15 protein-coding genes and 2 pseudogenes are annotated in these 16,654 nt (G+C 58.2%); 7 read left to right on the top strand and 10 right to left on the bottom strand.

The genetic code is table 11. The annotated features are described in order from the left end of the window. The first annotated feature begins 335 nt into the window (after nt 1-335). The gene (locus tag ACJJVH_RS20020) at nt 336-578 is read left to right on the top strand and encodes a hypothetical protein (protein ID WP_412065905.1); all 243 of its coding nucleotides are present in this window, start codon (nt 336-338) and stop codon (nt 576-578) included. 131 nt (nt 579-709) lie between these two features. Beyond that, the gene (locus ACJJVH_RS20015; RefSeq protein ID WP_412065904.1) at nt 710-1,150 is read left to right on the top strand and encodes a hypothetical protein; all 441 of its coding nucleotides are present in this window, start codon (nt 710-712) and stop codon (nt 1,148-1,150) included. A gap of 21 nt (nt 1,151-1,171) precedes the next feature. Here the strand turns inward: ACJJVH_RS20015 and ACJJVH_RS20010 are convergent, their stop codons facing one another. The 3 genes from ACJJVH_RS20010 to ACJJVH_RS20000 form a co-directional block, all read right to left on the bottom strand. After that, on the bottom strand, nt 1,172-1,609 hold the full coding sequence (locus ACJJVH_RS20010; protein ID WP_113401151.1) for a hypothetical protein: 438 nt from the start codon (nt 1,607-1,609) through the stop codon (nt 1,172-1,174). 121 nt (nt 1,610-1,730) lie between these two features. Beyond that, nucleotides 1,731-2,408, bottom strand: coding sequence for a transcriptional regulator (locus ACJJVH_RS20005; RefSeq protein WP_412065903.1), 678 nt, complete (start codon nt 2,406-2,408; stop codon nt 1,731-1,733). A gap of 419 nt (nt 2,409-2,827) precedes the next feature. Then, nucleotides 2,828-3,295 (bottom strand): MarR family winged helix-turn-helix transcriptional regulator, encoded by a 468-nt coding sequence (locus tag ACJJVH_RS20000; RefSeq protein ID WP_412065902.1) that lies wholly within the window; start codon nt 3,293-3,295, stop codon nt 2,828-2,830. A 71-nt stretch (nt 3,296-3,366) separates the two neighbouring features. Between ACJJVH_RS20000 and ACJJVH_RS19995 the strand changes: the two genes are divergently transcribed. After that, the gene (locus ACJJVH_RS19995; RefSeq protein WP_113452327.1) at nt 3,367-4,230 is read left to right on the top strand and encodes a haloalkane dehalogenase; all 864 of its coding nucleotides are present in this window, start codon (nt 3,367-3,369) and stop codon (nt 4,228-4,230) included. Between the two features lie 171 nt (nt 4,231-4,401). Here the strand turns inward: ACJJVH_RS19995 and ACJJVH_RS19990 are convergent. The 5 genes and pseudogenes from ACJJVH_RS19990 to ACJJVH_RS19970 all read right to left on the bottom strand — a co-directional run. After that, nucleotides 4,402-5,021, bottom strand: a pseudogene (locus tag ACJJVH_RS19990) (IS5 family transposase); the annotation flags it as partial. Nucleotides 5,022-5,189: 168 nt separating this feature from the next. Further along, nucleotides 5,190-5,849, bottom strand: coding sequence for a DUF3313 domain-containing protein (locus ACJJVH_RS19985; RefSeq protein ID WP_412065901.1), 660 nt, complete (start codon nt 5,847-5,849; stop codon nt 5,190-5,192). Nucleotides 5,850-5,947: 98 nt separating this feature from the next. Beyond that, complete coding sequence (locus ACJJVH_RS19980; protein WP_412065900.1) at nt 5,948-7,348, bottom strand: sensor histidine kinase; 1,401 nt, start codon at nt 7,346-7,348, stop codon at nt 5,948-5,950. Continuing rightward, complete coding sequence (locus tag ACJJVH_RS19975) at nt 7,345-8,079, bottom strand: response regulator (protein ID WP_412066240.1); 735 nt, start codon at nt 8,077-8,079, stop codon at nt 7,345-7,347. Before ACJJVH_RS19975 ends, ACJJVH_RS19980 begins: the two co-directional genes overlap by 4 nt. Nucleotides 8,080-8,186: 107 nt before the next feature. After that, a complete protein-coding gene (locus ACJJVH_RS19970) occupies nt 8,187-8,537 on the bottom strand; it encodes a hypothetical protein (protein WP_412065899.1) in 351 nt (116 codons plus the stop codon). A 415-nt stretch (nt 8,538-8,952) separates the two neighbouring features. Here ACJJVH_RS19970 and ACJJVH_RS19965 point away from each other — a divergent pair, with 415 nt between their 5' ends. From ACJJVH_RS19965 to ACJJVH_RS19950, 4 genes are all read left to right on the top strand, one after another. Continuing rightward, complete coding sequence (locus ACJJVH_RS19965) at nt 8,953-9,084, top strand: hypothetical protein (RefSeq protein ID WP_412065898.1); 132 nt, start codon at nt 8,953-8,955, stop codon at nt 9,082-9,084. A 149-nt stretch (nt 9,085-9,233) separates the two neighbouring features. Further along, a complete protein-coding gene (locus ACJJVH_RS19960; RefSeq protein ID WP_412065897.1) occupies nt 9,234-10,304 on the top strand; it encodes an HlyD family secretion protein in 1,071 nt (356 codons plus the stop codon). Next, the gene (gene rbbA / locus ACJJVH_RS19955) at nt 10,301-13,066 is read left to right on the top strand and encodes a ribosome-associated ATPase/putative transporter RbbA (RefSeq protein ID WP_412065896.1); all 2,766 of its coding nucleotides are present in this window, start codon (nt 10,301-10,303) and stop codon (nt 13,064-13,066) included. The genes ACJJVH_RS19960 and rbbA overlap by 4 nt, the downstream gene beginning before the upstream one ends. Before the next feature lies 1 nt (nt 13,067). Next, the gene (locus tag ACJJVH_RS19950; RefSeq protein ID WP_412065895.1) at nt 13,068-14,180 is read left to right on the top strand and encodes an ABC transporter permease; all 1,113 of its coding nucleotides are present in this window, start codon (nt 13,068-13,070) and stop codon (nt 14,178-14,180) included. Between the two features lie 112 nt (nt 14,181-14,292). Here the strand turns inward: ACJJVH_RS19950 and ACJJVH_RS19945 are convergent. Both ACJJVH_RS19945 and adhP read right to left on the bottom strand, forming a co-directional pair. After that, nucleotides 14,293-15,372: pseudogene (locus ACJJVH_RS19945) on the bottom strand (phosphoketolase); the annotation flags it as partial. 75 nt (nt 15,373-15,447) lie between these two features. Next, the gene (gene adhP / locus ACJJVH_RS19940; RefSeq protein ID WP_412065894.1) at nt 15,448-16,473 is read right to left on the bottom strand and encodes an alcohol dehydrogenase AdhP; all 1,026 of its coding nucleotides are present in this window, start codon (nt 16,471-16,473) and stop codon (nt 15,448-15,450) included. Between the last annotated feature and the right edge of the window lie 181 nt (nt 16,474-16,654).

Here is a 16,654-nt window from a genome sequence, read left to right as displayed (position 1 = left end):
AGCACGCGCCTCCACGCGGCGACATGTCGGGGGCACCTGTTCAGTACATGAGCGTAGCTCGGACAGCCAAGCTGAGATGTTCATGTAGAATTCTGATTCACCGCTCAGGCGACATTGATGAGACTTACGCGGAGATCGCGGATGACGGCGGGAGAGGTCGTCAAGTTCGTCAAGTTCGTTAAGTTTGTAAAACACCTGCAATGGACCCATTTTCTCACGTTTACCTTGCGAGAACGGGGGGACCGTACCTTCTCGAATTCAGTCCGTGACCGCCGATTTGAAGACATCTGCCTGTCATGGCGATGCGATATTCCGTTTGTGAAAGGGTATCGACCATGACGAAAGACACCTCATCCGATATCGCTGAGATAGCGCGCACGGTTACCGACCTCGTCGCTCCAGGTATGTTGCCAAAGGATCTCATCCACGCGGTGCGGGAAAAGCATCCGGGTGCCTCTAAGAAAGAAATTTCCAGGGCGGCATTCTACGCCGTCATCCTCGCAGCCGAGCAGAAATCTGAGCGCGCGAACAGATTATACGACTTCGCGAGCGTTACCCGAAACGATCTTGATGATTGAACGCCCCGCTATGGCTCCAGGCCGTTGGTGGCTTGTTATCTCGCGCGGTCTCGGAATCCAAGGTCGCCTTTCTGATGCCATGGTCTGCGGTAAGCTGCGCGGTATGAACCAACGCGCTGGAGTGGCCCGGCATGAGCCTCGCTGTTGTGGTGATGACAATTCTTGGGTGCGACGACGGCGGGATAAACTGCCGCTACATCGCCACCGTAGACCAGCGATGGGAGACCGTGCTGGCGTGCAACGATGTCTCGGAAAGTCGTTTGAATGATTACCGCGACAAGCCCTACCCGGTTATCGTCGCGGTCTGCCAGAAGCCTGAGATCAAGACCATTGCCGATATCTATGTCAAACCTCTGATCAAGAACGAGCAGCTGCCAACCGATCAAACGGCGGACGCGGATAAAACACCGCCTGCTGTAACACCGGAGGAGGAGAAAAATCTCGCCGACCTTGCAATCGAGCGGGTTCGCAAAATCCTGCCGTCGACCGAGGGTCTTAAAAGCACGGTACGGAAACCTGTCCGGTTGGTTGAAGACGGCTACTCCTGGGTGGCCAGCCAATTGCGACGTTAATGCCGGCCCCAGCCAGGAACATCACCTCGTAAAGCGATCCAGCATCCTTCTGAGTTGAGCGTTTTGCGATTGCAGTTTCGCTTTCAATTGGCGACGCAATTCCTGGATTTCTTTGTCCAGCATCAGAAACTCATCGTGTGCGTCCGCCGGCAACAAGGACGCTTTCGGCGACAGACCGGTTGCCGTCGTCTGCTTCTTCCGCGCAACTCGTATTCTGGCGGGCTTTCTGGGTAGCTTGGGTCGGCTGTCATCTTTCGCGCGCGTTCCAGACGATGTCGCTGGCGTCTCCGCGCTGGCGATGCCAGGTTCAGCAACGATAGTCGTGGGCTGAACCTCCTCGCTCTCGGCTTCGGCGACTTCAGGTTCGGAGCTAGCCTCGTCCTCGGCGGTCGGCCCTGATTGTGCCTTGCGATCTCGGCCAACCAGCCTGGCAAGGAAATTCCATGGGGATCTCGCCATTTTGCTCAACCTCTCTGTTGTGCCGCTCGTTCAAATGCCAACGCTCGGCGTCAGCAAGGCTGGCGCCAAGAGCGGTTTTCGGAGCTCGATAACCAAGGTTTTGCCCGATGCAAAACGCCCTTCAGCTCACGCCCAGGCGCTTGCGAAGGTCCGCGTTTTCGGCGCGCAGCTTCTCAGCAAGCTGCTTGCGTAGTGCCCGGTTCTCCTCCTCCAGCTGGAGAAGATCTGCCATCTCGTCCGCCGCGGTCACGGGCGCAACACCAGCAGCGGCCGGCGCAGCGGAGGCGCGGGGCGTAGGAGCCTTTTTCGCCGGCTTCGCTTCAGTAGTCGCCGACTTCCCCTTCGACAGGCGGCGCTGCTTGCGTGGCTTTCCGGCTGCGGCGGTAGCCGGCTCGCCAGCCGCTGCTTCGTCGGCAGCTGCAGCGATGGTTGCGGGTTTCGGACTGCGCGCGGCGCGCTGCTTCTTCGGTTCCGTGACGGTCGTAGCGGCTTCCGCGTTCAAGTTTTCGGTATTGACGCCTTCGGTCGTTTCGTCGGCCATCGCTCTCTCCTGTTGGGACACGTTACTTTCCGGCATCCTGGAGGATCGTGTCAATAACGGATTGGCCTCGACATTTGGAGATTTGCAAGAAATATCGGCCGATATTCGCGAAGATGCCGGAAATGGGGTTTTCTCTTTCGCCACGGAATCTGTAACAGTTTTAAGATCAAGATTTCCCCATATCGATCTGGGTGTTGCGGCTTGCTGTCGGCGGCGAGATTTGAGTTCAACAACGAAGTTTCGTTGTGGCTTTTTCATGCGGTATCCTGGACGTTGATGGAGATCGTCTTGGCTGGTTGCAGCATCGATCCTCATACGTCGCTGAACGTCGTTCGTCGAGAGCCGTGCGATTGCTCGGGCTTCAGACCGCCAGTCTCGACTGGACGGACGCACCCGACAGAGATTTGACGCGGAATGTGCCGGCGGGTTTCGCGGTTCAACGCACCGGAACTGCATGTCATTCAGGAAGCTCCTTCCCTCAGGATCGTCGATGACGGGCTATGGCAAAAGGTGAAGAAGCGGCAAGTCAGGCATTCCAAGCATTGAAGCAATCCCTGCGCCTTCTCAGCCGACCTTGAACCGATCAAACACCGTCAGGTGCTTGACCGACAGGTCGGCATCCCACCGATAGATCTCGGTGCGCGGGAAAGCGCATCCCTCAGGCCATTCAGTTCCAGTCATCGGCTCTGGGATCCCACATCCTTACCTTGCAGCTTGCCGAGCAGCACCTGCAGAGCAGAACGCAAAACCTCCAGGTCCCTTTCGCCGAGGAGCTGCGCCCACTGTTCTTCGACGCGCTTGCCGGTGGCCATCGCGAGCGGACGTATCTGCTTTCCACGTTCCGTAAGGAAAACCAGGCGTGCTCGCTTGTCGGTTGGATGCCGCCGCCGCTCGACATAGCCTAGTTTCTCCAGTTCCTCCACGGCCTGCGCCATCGATTGCTTGCGCACGCCCGCCTTCACAGTCAGTTCAGACACCTGAATCCCTTCGTTCGGCACGAAGCTGAAGACATTGGCGTGATGTGGGCGAATGTCGCCGAAACCGCATTGGTGCAGCACCTCATCGACTGCCGACGCAAAATGCTGGTGAGCAAGCCGCAACAGGACGCCGAGCGAATATGGGGCAGGAATAGGCTCTGGAGACATATTGACAGGTACCTGTCTATTTAGTTTAGATAGACAGGTACCTTACTAAATCCAACTCAGGGAATTAAGCCATGCCTTCGCTGCAAGTTCTCAATTCCACAATCTTCTACCGCGACACCGGGACCGGAAGCCCATTCGTATTTCTACACGGCAATCCGACGTCGTCCCATGTCTGGCGAAACGTCATTCCGCATGTCGGCTCACCTGCCCGCAGCCTCGCTCCCGACCTCATTGGCATGGGTCACTCCGGAAAGCCGGAGATCGCCTACCGCTTCTCCGATCATGCCGAATATCTCGACGCCTGGTTTGAAAAGTTGGCGCTCGACCGAGTGATCCTCATCGGCCACGATTGGGGCGGCGCGCTCGCCATGGACTGGGCAGCTCACCATCCGGAACGTGTCCGGGGCATAGTCCTCATGGAGACGATCCTGCGTCCGATGACTTGGAATGATTTTCCCGACCAGCATCGGCACCGATACGAGTTGATCCGCACGGCTGGCATGGGCGAGGCCAAGGTCCTTGATGAGAACTTCTTTATCGAGCAAGCGCTCAAGGTAACCATTCGGTCCGGCCTGAGCGCCGAGGATCACGATATTTACCGGCAGCCTTATCCCACGCGAGAAAGCAGGCGTCCCCTGCTGGCCTGGCCGAGAGAAATGCCGATAGAGGGCGAACCCGGCGATACGGTGAGACGCATCGAAGGCTACGGCACCTGGTTGGCGAATTCGCCGGAAATCCCCAAATTGCTGCTGGTCTTCGACAATTCAGATGGAACCCTCATGATCGGACCGGAAATGTCAGGTTGGGCGCGGGAGAACATCTCGGCCCTGGAGGTAGAGGCATGCGGACCGGCTGCCCACATCTGCCCGGAAGATCAGCCGGAGATCATCGGCAAGGCCATCGCCGCATGGGCGGACCGTCATAAGCTACGTTGAAGCATGTAAGGATGCGCGCCATCACATTGGTGCTGCCGTCGATATCATCGGGGTGGAAAATGGCCCAACAACGTCGGTGACTTGAGACCCAATTTTCCTCCGGGATTTTGGAGAGTCTTGGTTTCAGTGCACTGAGCCCAAAGTTTGGACCGCCGGGAATTAGGCTCAGGATCATAGCCAGAAGACAACGATTGCGGCGAGCGCGATGGCTGAGAAGAAGGCCATTGGGCACCTGTCGTAACGGGTAGCAACACGCCGCCAGTCCTTGAGACGCCCGAACATGATCTCGATCCGGTTGCGCCGTTTGTAGCGGCGCTTGTCGTATTTAACGGCCTTGTTGCGGGATTTTCTGCCCGGAATGCAGGGGTTGATCCCCTTCGCCTGTAATGCGTCACGAAACCAGTCGGCGGCGTAGCCACGATCGGCCAACAGCCATTTGGCCTTGGGGAGTTCATCAAGCAAAGCGGCAGCGTCGGTGTAATCGCTGACCTGTCCTGCCGTTATGAAGAAGCTGACCGGGCGACCATTCGCATCCGTTACGACATGAAGCTTGGTGTTCATGCCGCCTTTCGTGCGTCCGATCAGGCGGCCTGCGCGCCCTTTTTTACCCGCAGGCTGGAAGCCGTGCAGTGAGCCTTGAGATAAGTCGCGTCGATCATGATCGTCTTTCGCTCTGCGGCCTCAGGGACAGCTAAGCCTTCCATCATCTGGATAAAAACGCCCTTGTCACCCCAGCGCTTCCAGCGGTTGTAAAGCGTCTTTGCAGGGCCATATTCCTTCGGCGCAGCGCAGGTCGGAACAAGAACTGTTCCCCGCAGACACGCTAAGACCGAACGGATTGTGAACGTTATGCAGCAATGACGAAAGGTCGGCGAAAGCTGGGCATGTTGTTCGATCGCATTGCAGTATATTGTTTGCGGATCACGCAGGCCATCAGCGGATAGCTCCCGTAATCTTTGTCATTGCAATTCTGCTAGCAGAGCATCGGCGCCTTTTTGAATGCCGACCTTCGATGCCTGCAGGGAGGAGAAGGTTGCGCCGACATTCATGGCATTGGGATATTGTTTTGTAACATACGCCCTTAAAAGCTTGTTGCTCTGGGCGTCGAAGATTTCGACGGCGTAGTTGACGGAGCCGGTCATACTTCCTTCGCGACCGCGAACTGCCTGGACGGAGTTGTAAACTCCACCGCCTACGTCAAGATGGGAGAACGGCCCGAGTACGGGCGTCGTCGTTTTCGCACCCGTCAGCGTCAGGCGAAGTCGTAGTGTCGACGAACCTGGCATGTCCACCACTGCGAAGCGTGTCCGCAGCTTGGTGGCAAACTCGCTGCGCATATAGCCGGCCAACTCGGCCTTGTCTTTTTCTTGCATCTTGACGAACTGATTGTCCCGGCCAGTGTAAACGACGACCGGCTCGACAATGATCTTATTATATTGTCGCCAGTCGGCGTTGCCTCTGTACTCGTACGGAACCCGGCCACCTTTGTCTTGGGGGTTTGGTTGAAGATGCGCAGCCGACGCAAGCCCCTCATAGACGGTCGGATCAGCGGTCGTGCAGGCCGCGAGGACGGCACAAGTCGTCAGACAAACTGCCACGGTGAATGTTTTTCTCGTCAAAAGCGTGCTCCAGCAAAACGGGGAATGTGCTGGAACTGTCGTATCGAGAAGCAGCGTTGTGTTGTAATCTATAATATTCAGAAATGTTCGCGAGACCCTCAGTCCGCGGAAGAGATCTCACATGGCCCTCCGGCTCTTGCGGAAGCGGTGGAAAGTGCACCGATCCCCGTATCCCGCACAGCCGGTAAAATGATATCGATGATCAGACCATGCGGTTTCCGGTCCCGCAGTGTCATGGCTCCGCCATGGCCTTTTCTGATCATTCCTTCCGCCGTTGGAAGGCCCAGACCGAACCCTCCGCCGGTTCCGCTGGTTCGCGCCGCGTCAGCCTTGAAGAAGGGCTCCATAACTTTGACCTTTAGCTCGTCTGACAGGCCGGGGCCGTTGTCGCACACCCTGACACAAATCCCGCGATCGCCTGCATCCTCCAATTCGATATCGACCTGGGTCGCATAGCGAGACGCATTTTCAACCAGATTGGAAATCGCCCTGGTCATCGATTCCGGCTTGCAGATATATTTTAGCCGCCGGGGGCCGGAAAATCTCACATCTGTGCCTGTCTCGGAGAAATCCGTAGCAATGGTTTGCAAAAGACTTGAAAGATCGACTTTCCGAGATTGAACCTTATGTGAGGCGTTAGTCAGAAACGCCAGGCTCTCGTTGATCATCGAATCGAGCACCGTCAGATCGTCCAGCATCTTGCGCTGAAGCTCTGGCGGTTCACAGCGCTCAACCCGCATACGCAGGCGCGTCAACGGCGTTCTGAGATCATGGCTGATGGAGCTCAGCATTCTTGTCCGACTTTCAGCCATCTGCAGGATTCGCGAGCGCATCACATTGAGAGATGCGGCGAGGCTTCGGATTTCGGACGGCCCTTCGGCTACGAATGGATGTTCCAACCTGTCGTCCGCGCTGGCGAGCTCGGCAGCTGCCGCAAAACGGGCCACCGGTCGGATAATCAGCCAGCTGCTGAGATAGGCTAGCACGATGAGGGGGATGACGATTTTCAGAGTACCGCTCGCAACGGCGGGATAGAACCACAGCGAAGGGGCGAAAACGGGAAGCTGGAACAGCAGCGCTCGCTGGTCATCAACCAGCACAGCGAGCGGCGTAACGGTCGATTTCTTATCGAATAGATGGCGAAGCTCGTTTGCAAACTCTGTCTCAAGCGCCGCGCGAGCTCGTTTGGCAAGATCGCCGGATCTGGCTTCTTCGCGGTCGGCAACAGGGATTTGGTCGACACCGATCGCTTCGACAGCGAAGCCATAATGCGGAGCAAGGCTCAAAGCCACGCGTTCCTCTGCGGTAGTGCGTGCCGCCCGATACTGGTCGACCAGACGCTCGATGCGGCCGGCCATGAGGCCGATCTCGACCCCTTTGTCATGCCGACCGTAGACAAACGGCTCCGTTGTTGCCGCAACAGCCGAGACAAGAACCACCAACAGGAGCGCCAGCACCAGAACCTGCGTGCGGATCGACGCCCTGCGTAGACGGTTCATCGCGCGCGCTCCACGCTTGCTGCGAATAGATAACCGCCCAGTCTGACCGTCTTGATGAAGACCGGATCCTTCAGATTGGGTTCGATCTTCTGACGGAGCCGGCTAATATGGGCGTCGATGCTGCGTTCAACTGGTCCGGCGGATCCCGCATGTGTCATGGAGAGCAGCTGTTCACGGGTCAAGACCTTGTTCGGATTGCAGCAAAATGCCCAGAGCAAATCGAATTCCGCCGTGGTCATGGAGACTTCATCACCATCGGCGTCGAACAGTTGCCGACTCTTGGGATCGATGCGCCACCCTGCGAAGACGAGCGGTACATCTTCCTCGATATGCTGTTGCGATAGGGCAGACCGACGCAGTATGCTCTTGATCCTCGCCAGCAGCTCCCGCGAATTGAATGGCTTCGTGACGTAGTCGTCAGCCCCGAGCTCCAGACCAAGAATCCGGTCGATGTCTTCACGTCGGGCGGTCAACATCAGGATCGGGATTGCCCGTGATGCCCGAAGCCGCATGCAGATGCTGAAACCATCCTCGCCTGGCAACATGCCGTCAAGCACAATAAGATCGATCCTCTGGCGTGACAGAACCCGGTCCATATCGACCCCGTTCGCCACCGTCGAGGCATTGTAGCCATTGTTTTTGACAAGTTCGACAAGCATGCCGGCAATGTCACCGTCATCCTCGACGATGAGAATATTAGGTAGTTCGCTCATACGCTCTGATGCCGCCATTTCATATGCCGCCGCGCCGACCTGTACAGGGCCGATCATCTCATTTGTCGGATCAAGTGTCACGCCGTTACTTCTGATACAGTAGGCACCGTCGAGATTTATCTGCGTCATGCCAGCCGACGTTCCGCAGAAAGGATGGAAAAGATGCGTCTGATGAACGCGGCTCCGTCGAACTGTCTTCTGCTAGCCGAACCCGCCGGATCGGGCCTCTCGAAGAAGAACGTTTCGATATTGACCACCGGCACATCCAGCAGCGATCTGACATGACCGATCATGGCCGTGTAGGTGACGACGAGCCCCCAATCTGCCGCTTCATGGCATTTTGGCGATTGGCCTGCGGCTATGACGTTCGCATTCAGCCCATAACGGGCAAGCGCTGAACGAATACGGTCAGCGGCTTCATCGCTTTCAAGGAAAATCAGCACGGACAGCTGAGATGAGGACGCTGGAACAGACATGGAATGGCCTCTGGTTGGGACAAGGCCACTCTAGAGAAGTCCGTGCAAAGCAGTGTTCTGATTTGTTGCGTTATGTTGTGCGACAGTCAGAGGCAGGGTCCCTGCCGCCAACGACAACGGCAGAGCCGGGCTCATCAAAAATCATCTGCCGCAATGAAACTGAACACACAGTATCTCTCTAAGCTGATCTGATTGCCCGATCATCAATAGCTTGGGGTCCCGAAGAGTGACTGGAATCTCGCGGGTAGGTCTTTCGCGAGGTGAGAGTGCATCTAAGCATTTGCCCAAATTATTCTCATTGCTCGGCTGGGGTGGCGGCAATGCGATATACTGGCTGCTCAACGCTGGTCTCCATCAGACAATCGTTCTCAACGTATGCTACCTGCTTATGCTGATCTTGCGATATCAGCAGTCAATGTCGGATACTGAGAAGCTTGGTCCCAATCGCGCCGGCAGGGCGCTGCTGATCTTTTCGCTTCAGATTGTCGTCGCCTGCGATGGTGTCAGCGTCCTGATCGATCATCTTTCACCCACCTCCCTTTACTGAGTCCATTCCGCGTTGTCAGTTGCGGGGGGCCTCACGCTCACAACATTTCTCAATAAAAAATCACGCAATGCAATCTTCTCAAGATGCATCTTCTTGTTACGGCGGGGAATGCGAATTGACAATGCCCGGCCACAGGCGGGGGCAAGGATATGAAACTGGGTAAATCGAAATGGCGTATTACGGCTGTCATAGCTGTTGCTGTGGTAGCTGGATATCTGGCATGGCAGGCCACGTCGCGCCCCGGCTTGCCTTCCGGTATCGCAAGCGGCAACGGCCGACTCGAAGCCGTCGAAATCGATATTTCGGCAAAGACGGCGGGCCGCCTGAAAGAGATCATGGTCGACGAAGGGCAATTCGTCAAAGCCGGCCAGCCCCTGGCGCAGATGGATACGGTGCAGCTCGTGGCAAAGAAACGCCAAGCAGAGGCCGAGCTTCGCCGGGCCCAGATCGCCATCGAAACGGCCAACAGCCTCGTATCACAGCGCGAAGCCGAGCGGGGGGCGGCCGAAGCCGCCGTCGATCAGCGACAGGCTGAACTCGAGGGTGCTCAGAGTAAACTTGCCCGATCCGAGCAACTTGCCCGTGGCAACACGATCTCCCAACAGACACTTGACGACGATCGTGCAGCTGAGCGAAGCGCAAAAGCGGCCGTGGCCGCGGCGAAAGCATCACTTGCCGCTTCTGATGCGGCGATCGGATCGGCGAAAGCGCAGGTGATCGACGCCGAGGCAAGCGTGGAAGCCTCCCACGCAGCCATCGAAAGCCTTGAGGCGGATATTGCCGATAGCACCCTTGTTTCACCGAGAGACGGACGCATCCAGTATCGGGTCGCCCAGCCCGGCGAGGTTCTGTCCAGCGGTGGCCGCGTGGTCAACATGATCGATGTGTCCAACGTCTACATGACCTTCTTCCTGCCCACAGAGCAGGCGGGACGTATCACACTTGGCGCGGAGGTCCGCCTTGTTATGGATGCCGCTCCGCACGCCGTCATTCCGGCGACGGTTTCTTTCGTGTCGGACGTGGCGCAGTTCACGCCGAAGACGGTCGAAACGGAGGAGGAACGGCTCAAGCTGATGTTCAGGGTGCGGGCGCGTATCCCGGCCGACCTACTACAGCGTTACATCGAGCAGGTGAAGACCGGCCTTCCGGGCATGGCCTATGTTCGCCTCGATACGTCAACATCATGGCCGGCCTTCCTTGAAGCGAACCTCGTGCGATGAACAAGCGCCCCAACGCCCCCGTTGCTTCCTTCGAGCGGCTCGAACTGGTCTACGGCAGGACCCGCGCCCTGGACGGTATCTCCCTGTCGATCCCGGTAGGACGCATGGTCGGGTTGATTGGTCCTGACGGTGTCGGCAAGTCGAGCCTGTTATCTCTGATCGCCGGCGCCCGCGCCATACAGGAGGGTAACCTGCAAGTCCTCGGTGGAGACATGCGCTCCTCCAGCCATCGCCGGCTCGTTTGCCCGCAGATCGCCTACATGCCGCAGGGACTCGGCAAGAACCTCTATCCGACACTGTCGATCTTCGAGAATGTCGACTTTTTCGCAAGGCTGTTCAGTCAGGATGGACGGGAGCGTGAGGTGCGCATCGCCGATCTGCTGCAGGCAACCGGGCTTACTCCCTTTCGCGACCGGCCTGCCGGAAAGCTCTCCGGCGGTATGAAGCAGAAGCTCGGCCTTTGTTGCGCCCTCATCCACGATCCCGACCTTCTGATCCTCGACGAGCCGACGACCGGCGTCGATCCGCTTTCCCGGCGGCAGTTCTGGGAGCTGATCGACCGCATCCGCGCCGACAGGCCGGGCATGAGCGTGATCGTCGCCACCGCCTACATGGAAGAAGCCGCACGCTTCGACTGGCTGGTAGCAATGAACGCGGGGAAAATCCTCGCGACCGGGACGCCCGTGGAACTTCTGACCAGGACCGGAACTGAGAACCTCGACGCCGCCTTCATCGAGCTTCTTCCAGAGGAAAGCCGCAAAGATCATCACAAGGTTGATATCCCGCCGATCGAGGATCGTGGTAGCGACGGTTTTGCAGTCAAGGCCGAGCACCTGACCATGCGTTTCGGTGATTTCACCGCGGTCGATAATGTGAGCTTCCAGATTCCGCGTGGCGAAATATTTGGCTTCCTCGGCTCGAACGGCTGCGGCAAGACCACGACCATGAAGATGCTCACCGGGCTGCTGCCTGCGAGTGAGGGCACGGCGAAACTGTTCGGGCAGGAGGTCGATCCGAACGACATGGCCGTTCGCCGGCGCGTCGGCTACATGAGCCAGGCGTTTTCGCTCTATGGCGAACTGACTGTCTGGCAGAACCTCCAGCTTCATGCGCGCCTTTTCAAAATGGATGAAGAGAAAATATCTTCCCGCGTTATCGAAATGGTGGAGCGATTCGAACTCGACGACGTGATCGATGTTCTTCCAGATTCCCTCCCGCTCGGCATCCGCCAGCGCCTGTCGCTGGCAGTCGCGATGATCCACGCGCCGGACATCCTTATCCTCGATGAGCCGACCTCCGGTGTCGACCCGGTGGCCCGCGACGCTTTCTGGCAGATCCTCGCCGACCTGTCCCGGAAGGACGGCGTTACCGTCTTTGTTTCAACCCATTTCATGAACGAGGCTGAACTTTGCGATCGCATTTCGCTGATGCATGCCGGAAAGGTGCTCGTCAGCGATACGCCGAAAGCCATCATCGGGAACAAGTCCGCCGCCAATCTCGAAGAGGCCTTCATCGCGTATCTCGAAGAGGCGACCAAGGATCAAGCCCGTCGACCTGTCGCGCCCCGGCAGGTTGAAGGGGCGGATGGAATGGGTACCCCCCTGACCACAAAGGCCCCTCCATCCGCCCGCCATTTTTTCGATCCCCGACGCATGCTGAGTTATGCGCGGCGTGAAACGCTCGAACTCGTGCGTGATCCGATCCGCGCCACAATGGCCGTGCTTGGCACCCTGATCCTGATGTTCGTGATGGGCTACGGCATTAACACCGATGTGGAGAACCTCACCTTCGCAGTTCTCGATCGCGACGATTCCACCATCAGCCGCGCTTACGTCCTCGAGATCGCCGGCTCGCGCTATTTTGCAGAAAAGCCGCCGATCACAGACTATGACGACATGAATCGTCGGATGCGCAACGGCGAACTGAACCTCGCGCTGGAGATCCCGCCCGGATTTGGTCGCGACGTTCTACGCGGCAAGGACGTCCAGATCGGCGGTTGGCTCGATGGCTCCAATCCCGGCCGCGCCGAGACCGTCAGCGGATACGTCCAGGGCATGCACGCCACGTGGCTTACGGCACGGACGCGCGAGCAGTTGGGCGGTAAGGCAACGGAAGGCGGTTATTCGATCGAGCTTCGCTATCGCTACAATCCGGACGTCAAAAGCCTTGTCACCATGGCACCGGCTGTCATCCCGTTGCTGCTCCTGATGATCCCCGCGATGCTGTCGACACTGAGCGTCGTACGGGAAAAGGAACTCGGCTCCATCACGAACCTCTATGTGACGCCGGTCACCAGGCTTGAATTCCTTCTCGGCAAGCAACTTCCCTATATCGTCGTCGCGATAGTGAACTTCCTGCTGCTGACAGGCTTCGCGATTTTCGTTTTCGACGTGCCATTCACCGGAAGCTTCGTCGTTTTCCTGCTGTCCGCCGTGCTCTATGTCATGGCCGCCACGGCGATAGGCCTTGTGGTATCGGCCTTCGTCAAGAGCCAGATCGCCGCCATTCTGGCAACCTCCGTTGTGACGATCCTTCCAGCAATGCAGTTCTCAGGTCTCGTCGATCCTGTTTCGTCGCTGGAAGGGTTTGGCGCTTTCATCTCTAAAATCTATCCGACGACGTATTTCACCACGATTGCCAGGGGCACGTTCTCGAAAGCGCTCGGCTTCGAGGAACTGTCGGCCTCCATCATCGCGCTGGCGATTTCCGTTCCGGTGCTTATCGCCCTCGGTTCGATCCTTCTCAAGAAGCAAGAGGCGTAGGATGTTTTCCTCGAACATCGTCCAGCTCGCCATCAAGGAGTTGCGGGGTCTCGTGCGCGACCCGGTCATGCTGATCCTGATCCTGTTCTCCTTCACCGTCTCGGTCTATACCAACGCGACCTCGGCTCCGGAAACCCTCAACCGCGCCAGCATCGCCATCGTCGACGAGGATCAATCGCCACTGTCCGGACGCATTGCCACGTCTTTTTATCCGCCCTACTTCATGCCACCCCAGATGATTACCGTCTCGGAGATGGATCGACGCATGGACAGCGGCCTCGACACCTTCGCTCTCGATATACCGCCGAACTTCCAGCGCGACCTGCTCTCAGGCAAATCGCCCGTCATCCAGCTTAATGTAGATGCGACGCGAACCTCCCAAGCCTTCACCGGAGGCGGATATATTCAGAGCATCGTTTCGGGTGAGGTATCCGAATTCCTGCAGCGCTATCGAACCAATGCCGCCCCGCAGATCGATTTGTCGCTGCGCTCACGGTTCAATCCGGAGGTCAACAAGGGATGGGTGAATGCGCTCAACGGCATCATCAACAATATCACTATGCTGTCGATCATCCTCGCCGGAGCAGCCCTCATTCGTGAGCGGGAACACGGCACCATCGAGCATCTGCTGGTCATGCCGGTCACGCCGTTTGAAATCATGGTAAGCAAGATCGGTGCGATGGGCCTCGTGGTGTTCGTCGCCTCGGCGTTCTCGCTGCTGGTCGTGGTGCGCGGCCTGCTCGAAATCCCGCTCTATGGCTCGCTCGCCCTGTTCTTTCTCGGCGCGGCATTACAGCTCTTTGCTGCGACATCGCTCGGAATCTTCCTGGCAACGGTCGCGGGCACGATGCCGCAGTTTGGCCTGCTGCTGATGCTGGTTCTCCTGCCGATCCAGGTTCTCTCCGGCGCAATGACGCCGCGCGAGAGCATGCCGGAGATCGTTCAGAAAATCATGCTCGTGGCCCCGGACACGCATTTCGTGATGCTGGCCCAGGCGGTTCTTTTCCGTGGGGCGGGCCTCGACGTCGTCTGGCCACAACTGCTGGCTCTCGCCTTGATTGGCCCGGTCCTGTTCTTCTACTCGCTCAGGCGCTTCCGCGCTTTCCTGAAGTAAGAACCCGAGAGGTCAGAATGCGAATCGGGAAACTATTGGATTTCTCTGCATACCTGCATTGTTGAAAGACAATATGGAATTTTTAGCGTGCGGAAATCGTGGAGACTAAGACGCCTTTGCGCCGCTCGCCGCCGGGCGACAGCGCCCGGAGTTCCTCCTTCAGACGACCGTTGGTGTCAAACAGGTCCTCCGGATCGTAACTGCGCATCCAGTCATCGAGGATCTTGCGGTGGTCCGCATCCTCGCGGCAATTAGCAACTGGTACCTGGTGGGCACGCCAGAAATCCTCCAGCTTCTTGCCATCCACTTCCTTCGGCCCGGCCCAGCCCTTGGGGCTTCTGAGGACGATCATCGGCCAGCGCGGGCATCCTTCCTCCGGTTTGCCGCTGCGGGCGCGCCGCTGGATGGCGCGGATGTGTTTGAAAGCTGTGTCGAGCACCGTCGCCATCTGCTGGTGCATGTCGTCCGGTTCGTGGCCTTCGACGAAGAAGGGTTCGTAACCATAACCACGGAACAGATGCTCCAGATCCTCGTCACTGACACGGGAGAGAACCGTCGGATTGGCGATCTTGTAGCCGTTCAGGTGCAGGATCGGCAGCACCGCACCGTCGCGAGTGGGATTGATGAACTTGTTCGATTGCCAGCTGGCCGTCAATGGCCCGGTTTCCGCCTCGCCGTCGCCGACCACGCAGGCGACCACCAAGTTTGGATTGTCAAAGGCGGCACCATAGGCATGCACCAGCGCATAGCCAAGTTCGCCACCCTCAGGGATGGACCCGGGCGTTTCCGGTGCCGCATGGCTCGGAATGCCACCGGGGAAGGAAAACTGCTTGAAAAGCCGCTGCATGCCGGTCGTGTCTTCGGAAATGTCCGGATAGATCTCGCTATAGGTACCTTCGAGATAGATGCTGGCCACCATGCCCGGCCCGCCGTGGCCCGGGCCGCAGATATAGATCACATCGGCATCGCGCGCGCGGATGATGCGGTTGAGATGGGCGTAGATGAAGTTCAGCCCCGGCGTCGTACCCCAGTGACCGAGCAGGCGCGGCTTAATGTGTTTGGCTTTCAGCGGCTCGCGCAACAATGGATTGTCGAGCAGATAGATCTGCCCAACTGAGAGGTAATTGGCGGCCCGCCAGTAGCGGTCGATCAGGCGAAGTTCCTCGCCGTTCAGGGCCTTTTCCTTCGTCATGCTCTTCTCCTTGAGTATCGGATGCGCGAGGTATGGATGGGCGACGCCCGTCGCGCGGGCACCGGCTTCGATCGTTCAATTAAGATCCAGCACGATGCGGCCGTCGATTTTCCCTTCTTCCATGCGATGGAAGATGTCGTTGATGTTGTCGACCCGGTCCCAGGAAAAGTGGGCCGCAACCTTACCTTCGGAGGCAAAGCCAAGCGATTCCTCCAGGTCCTGGCGCGTGCCGACGATCGATCCGCGCACCGTGATGCGCTTGAGGACCGTGTCGAAGACCGGAAGGGAGATATATCCTGGCGGCAATCCGACAAGCGACATCGTGCCCTTGGAGCGCAGGAAGCCGAAGGCCTGTTCCATCGGCTTCGGGGAGACTGCGGTCACCAGCGCACCATGCACACCACCCGTTGCCTTCTGGACCTTTTCGACGGCCTCCCCGTCCCTGCCGTTCACCACCACATCGGCGCCGAGCTTTTTCGCAAGCTCAAGCTTGTCATCGAAGATATCGGCGGCGACGACATGCATGCCCATCGCCTTCGCATATTGCACGGCCATGTGGCCCAGCCCGCCGATCCCGGAGATTGCCACCCATTCGCCGGGCTGTACCTCGGTTTCCTTCAAACCCTTGTAGACGGTGACGCCGGCGCAGAGGATAGGCGCGACCGGGCCGAATTCGAGAGCGTCAGGCAGCCGGCCGACGAAATCGGGGTCGGCGAGACCGTATTGCGCGAACGAACCGTTCACCGAATAACCGCTGTTCTGCTGTTCCGGGCAAAGCGTTTCCCAGCCGGTGCGGCAGGGCGTGCAGCAACCGCAGGCGGTGTGCAGCCACGGTACGCCGACGCGGTCGCCTTCCTTTATCCGCTTGACGCCAGCACCGACGCCAGCGACATAACCGACACCCTCATGGCCGGGAATGAATGGCGGCTTCGGCTTGACCGGCCAGTCACCGTTGGCCGCATGCAGGTCGGTATGACACACGCCGGTCGCCTCGTATTTGACGAGGATCTGACCGGGCCCGGGCGCGGGGATCGGCATCTCCTCGATCACCAGTGGCTTGCGGAATTCCCGAACGACGGCTGCTTTCATTGTCGTGGCCATTCTTTGCGATCCTTTTCGATGCGAAATTGGCGTGAACGTTAGAGACCTTCTTCACCCGGAATGATGACAACTGGCGCGGCGTAGACTTCATCGCCAGCGATCTCGGCCCCACAGTGGACCGTTGTAATATCGATATCTGCAGCACCGGCGCATTGATGAGTATCAAGTTACTGGTCCCGTA

The sequence above is a fragment of the Rhizobium sp. SYY.PMSO genome, assembly GCF_046840415.1.
Classification (GTDB): domain Bacteria; phylum Pseudomonadota; class Alphaproteobacteria; order Rhizobiales; family Rhizobiaceae; genus Rhizobium.
The sequence above is the reverse complement of the archived record's forward strand: the minus strand, read 5'-3'. Positions and strand labels throughout refer to the sequence as shown.

What these genes read in the sequence shown, in the direction of transcription:
- ACJJVH_RS20020 (WP_412065905.1), top strand. Translation starts at nt 336, where the DNA reads ATGACGAAAGACACCTCATCCGATATCGCTGAGATAGCGCGCACGGTT.
- ACJJVH_RS20015 (WP_412065904.1), top strand. Translation starts at nt 710, where the DNA reads ATGAGCCTCGCTGTTGTGGTGATGACAATTCTTGGGTGCGACGACGGC.
- ACJJVH_RS20010 (WP_113401151.1), bottom strand. Translation starts at nt 1,609, where the DNA reads ATGGCGAGATCCCCATGGAATTTCCTTGCCAGGCTGGTTGGCCGAGAT.
- ACJJVH_RS20005 (WP_412065903.1), bottom strand. Translation starts at nt 2,408, where the DNA reads ATGAAAAAGCCACAACGAAACTTCGTTGTTGAACTCAAATCTCGCCGC.
- ACJJVH_RS20000 (WP_412065902.1), bottom strand. Translation starts at nt 3,295, where the DNA reads ATGTCTCCAGAGCCTATTCCTGCCCCATATTCGCTCGGCGTCCTGTTG.
- ACJJVH_RS19995 (WP_113452327.1), top strand. Translation starts at nt 3,367, where the DNA reads ATGCCTTCGCTGCAAGTTCTCAATTCCACAATCTTCTACCGCGACACC.
- ACJJVH_RS19980 (WP_412065900.1), bottom strand. Translation starts at nt 7,348, where the DNA reads ATGAACCGTCTACGCAGGGCGTCGATCCGCACGCAGGTTCTGGTGCTG.
- ACJJVH_RS19975 (WP_412066240.1), bottom strand. Translation starts at nt 8,079, where the DNA reads ATGGCGGCATCAGAGCGTATGAGCGAACTACCTAATATTCTCATCGTC.
- ACJJVH_RS19970 (WP_412065899.1), bottom strand. Translation starts at nt 8,537, where the DNA reads ATGTCTGTTCCAGCGTCCTCATCTCAGCTGTCCGTGCTGATTTTCCTT.
- ACJJVH_RS19965 (WP_412065898.1), top strand. Translation starts at nt 8,953, where the DNA reads ATGTCGGATACTGAGAAGCTTGGTCCCAATCGCGCCGGCAGGGCGCTG.
- ACJJVH_RS19960 (WP_412065897.1), top strand. Translation starts at nt 9,234, where the DNA reads ATGAAACTGGGTAAATCGAAATGGCGTATTACGGCTGTCATAGCTGTT.
- rbbA (WP_412065896.1), top strand. Translation starts at nt 10,301, where the DNA reads ATGAACAAGCGCCCCAACGCCCCCGTTGCTTCCTTCGAGCGGCTCGAA.
- ACJJVH_RS19950 (WP_412065895.1), top strand. Translation starts at nt 13,068, where the DNA reads ATGTTTTCCTCGAACATCGTCCAGCTCGCCATCAAGGAGTTGCGGGGT.
- adhP (WP_412065894.1), bottom strand. Translation starts at nt 16,473, where the DNA reads ATGGCCACGACAATGAAAGCAGCCGTCGTTCGGGAATTCCGCAAGCCA.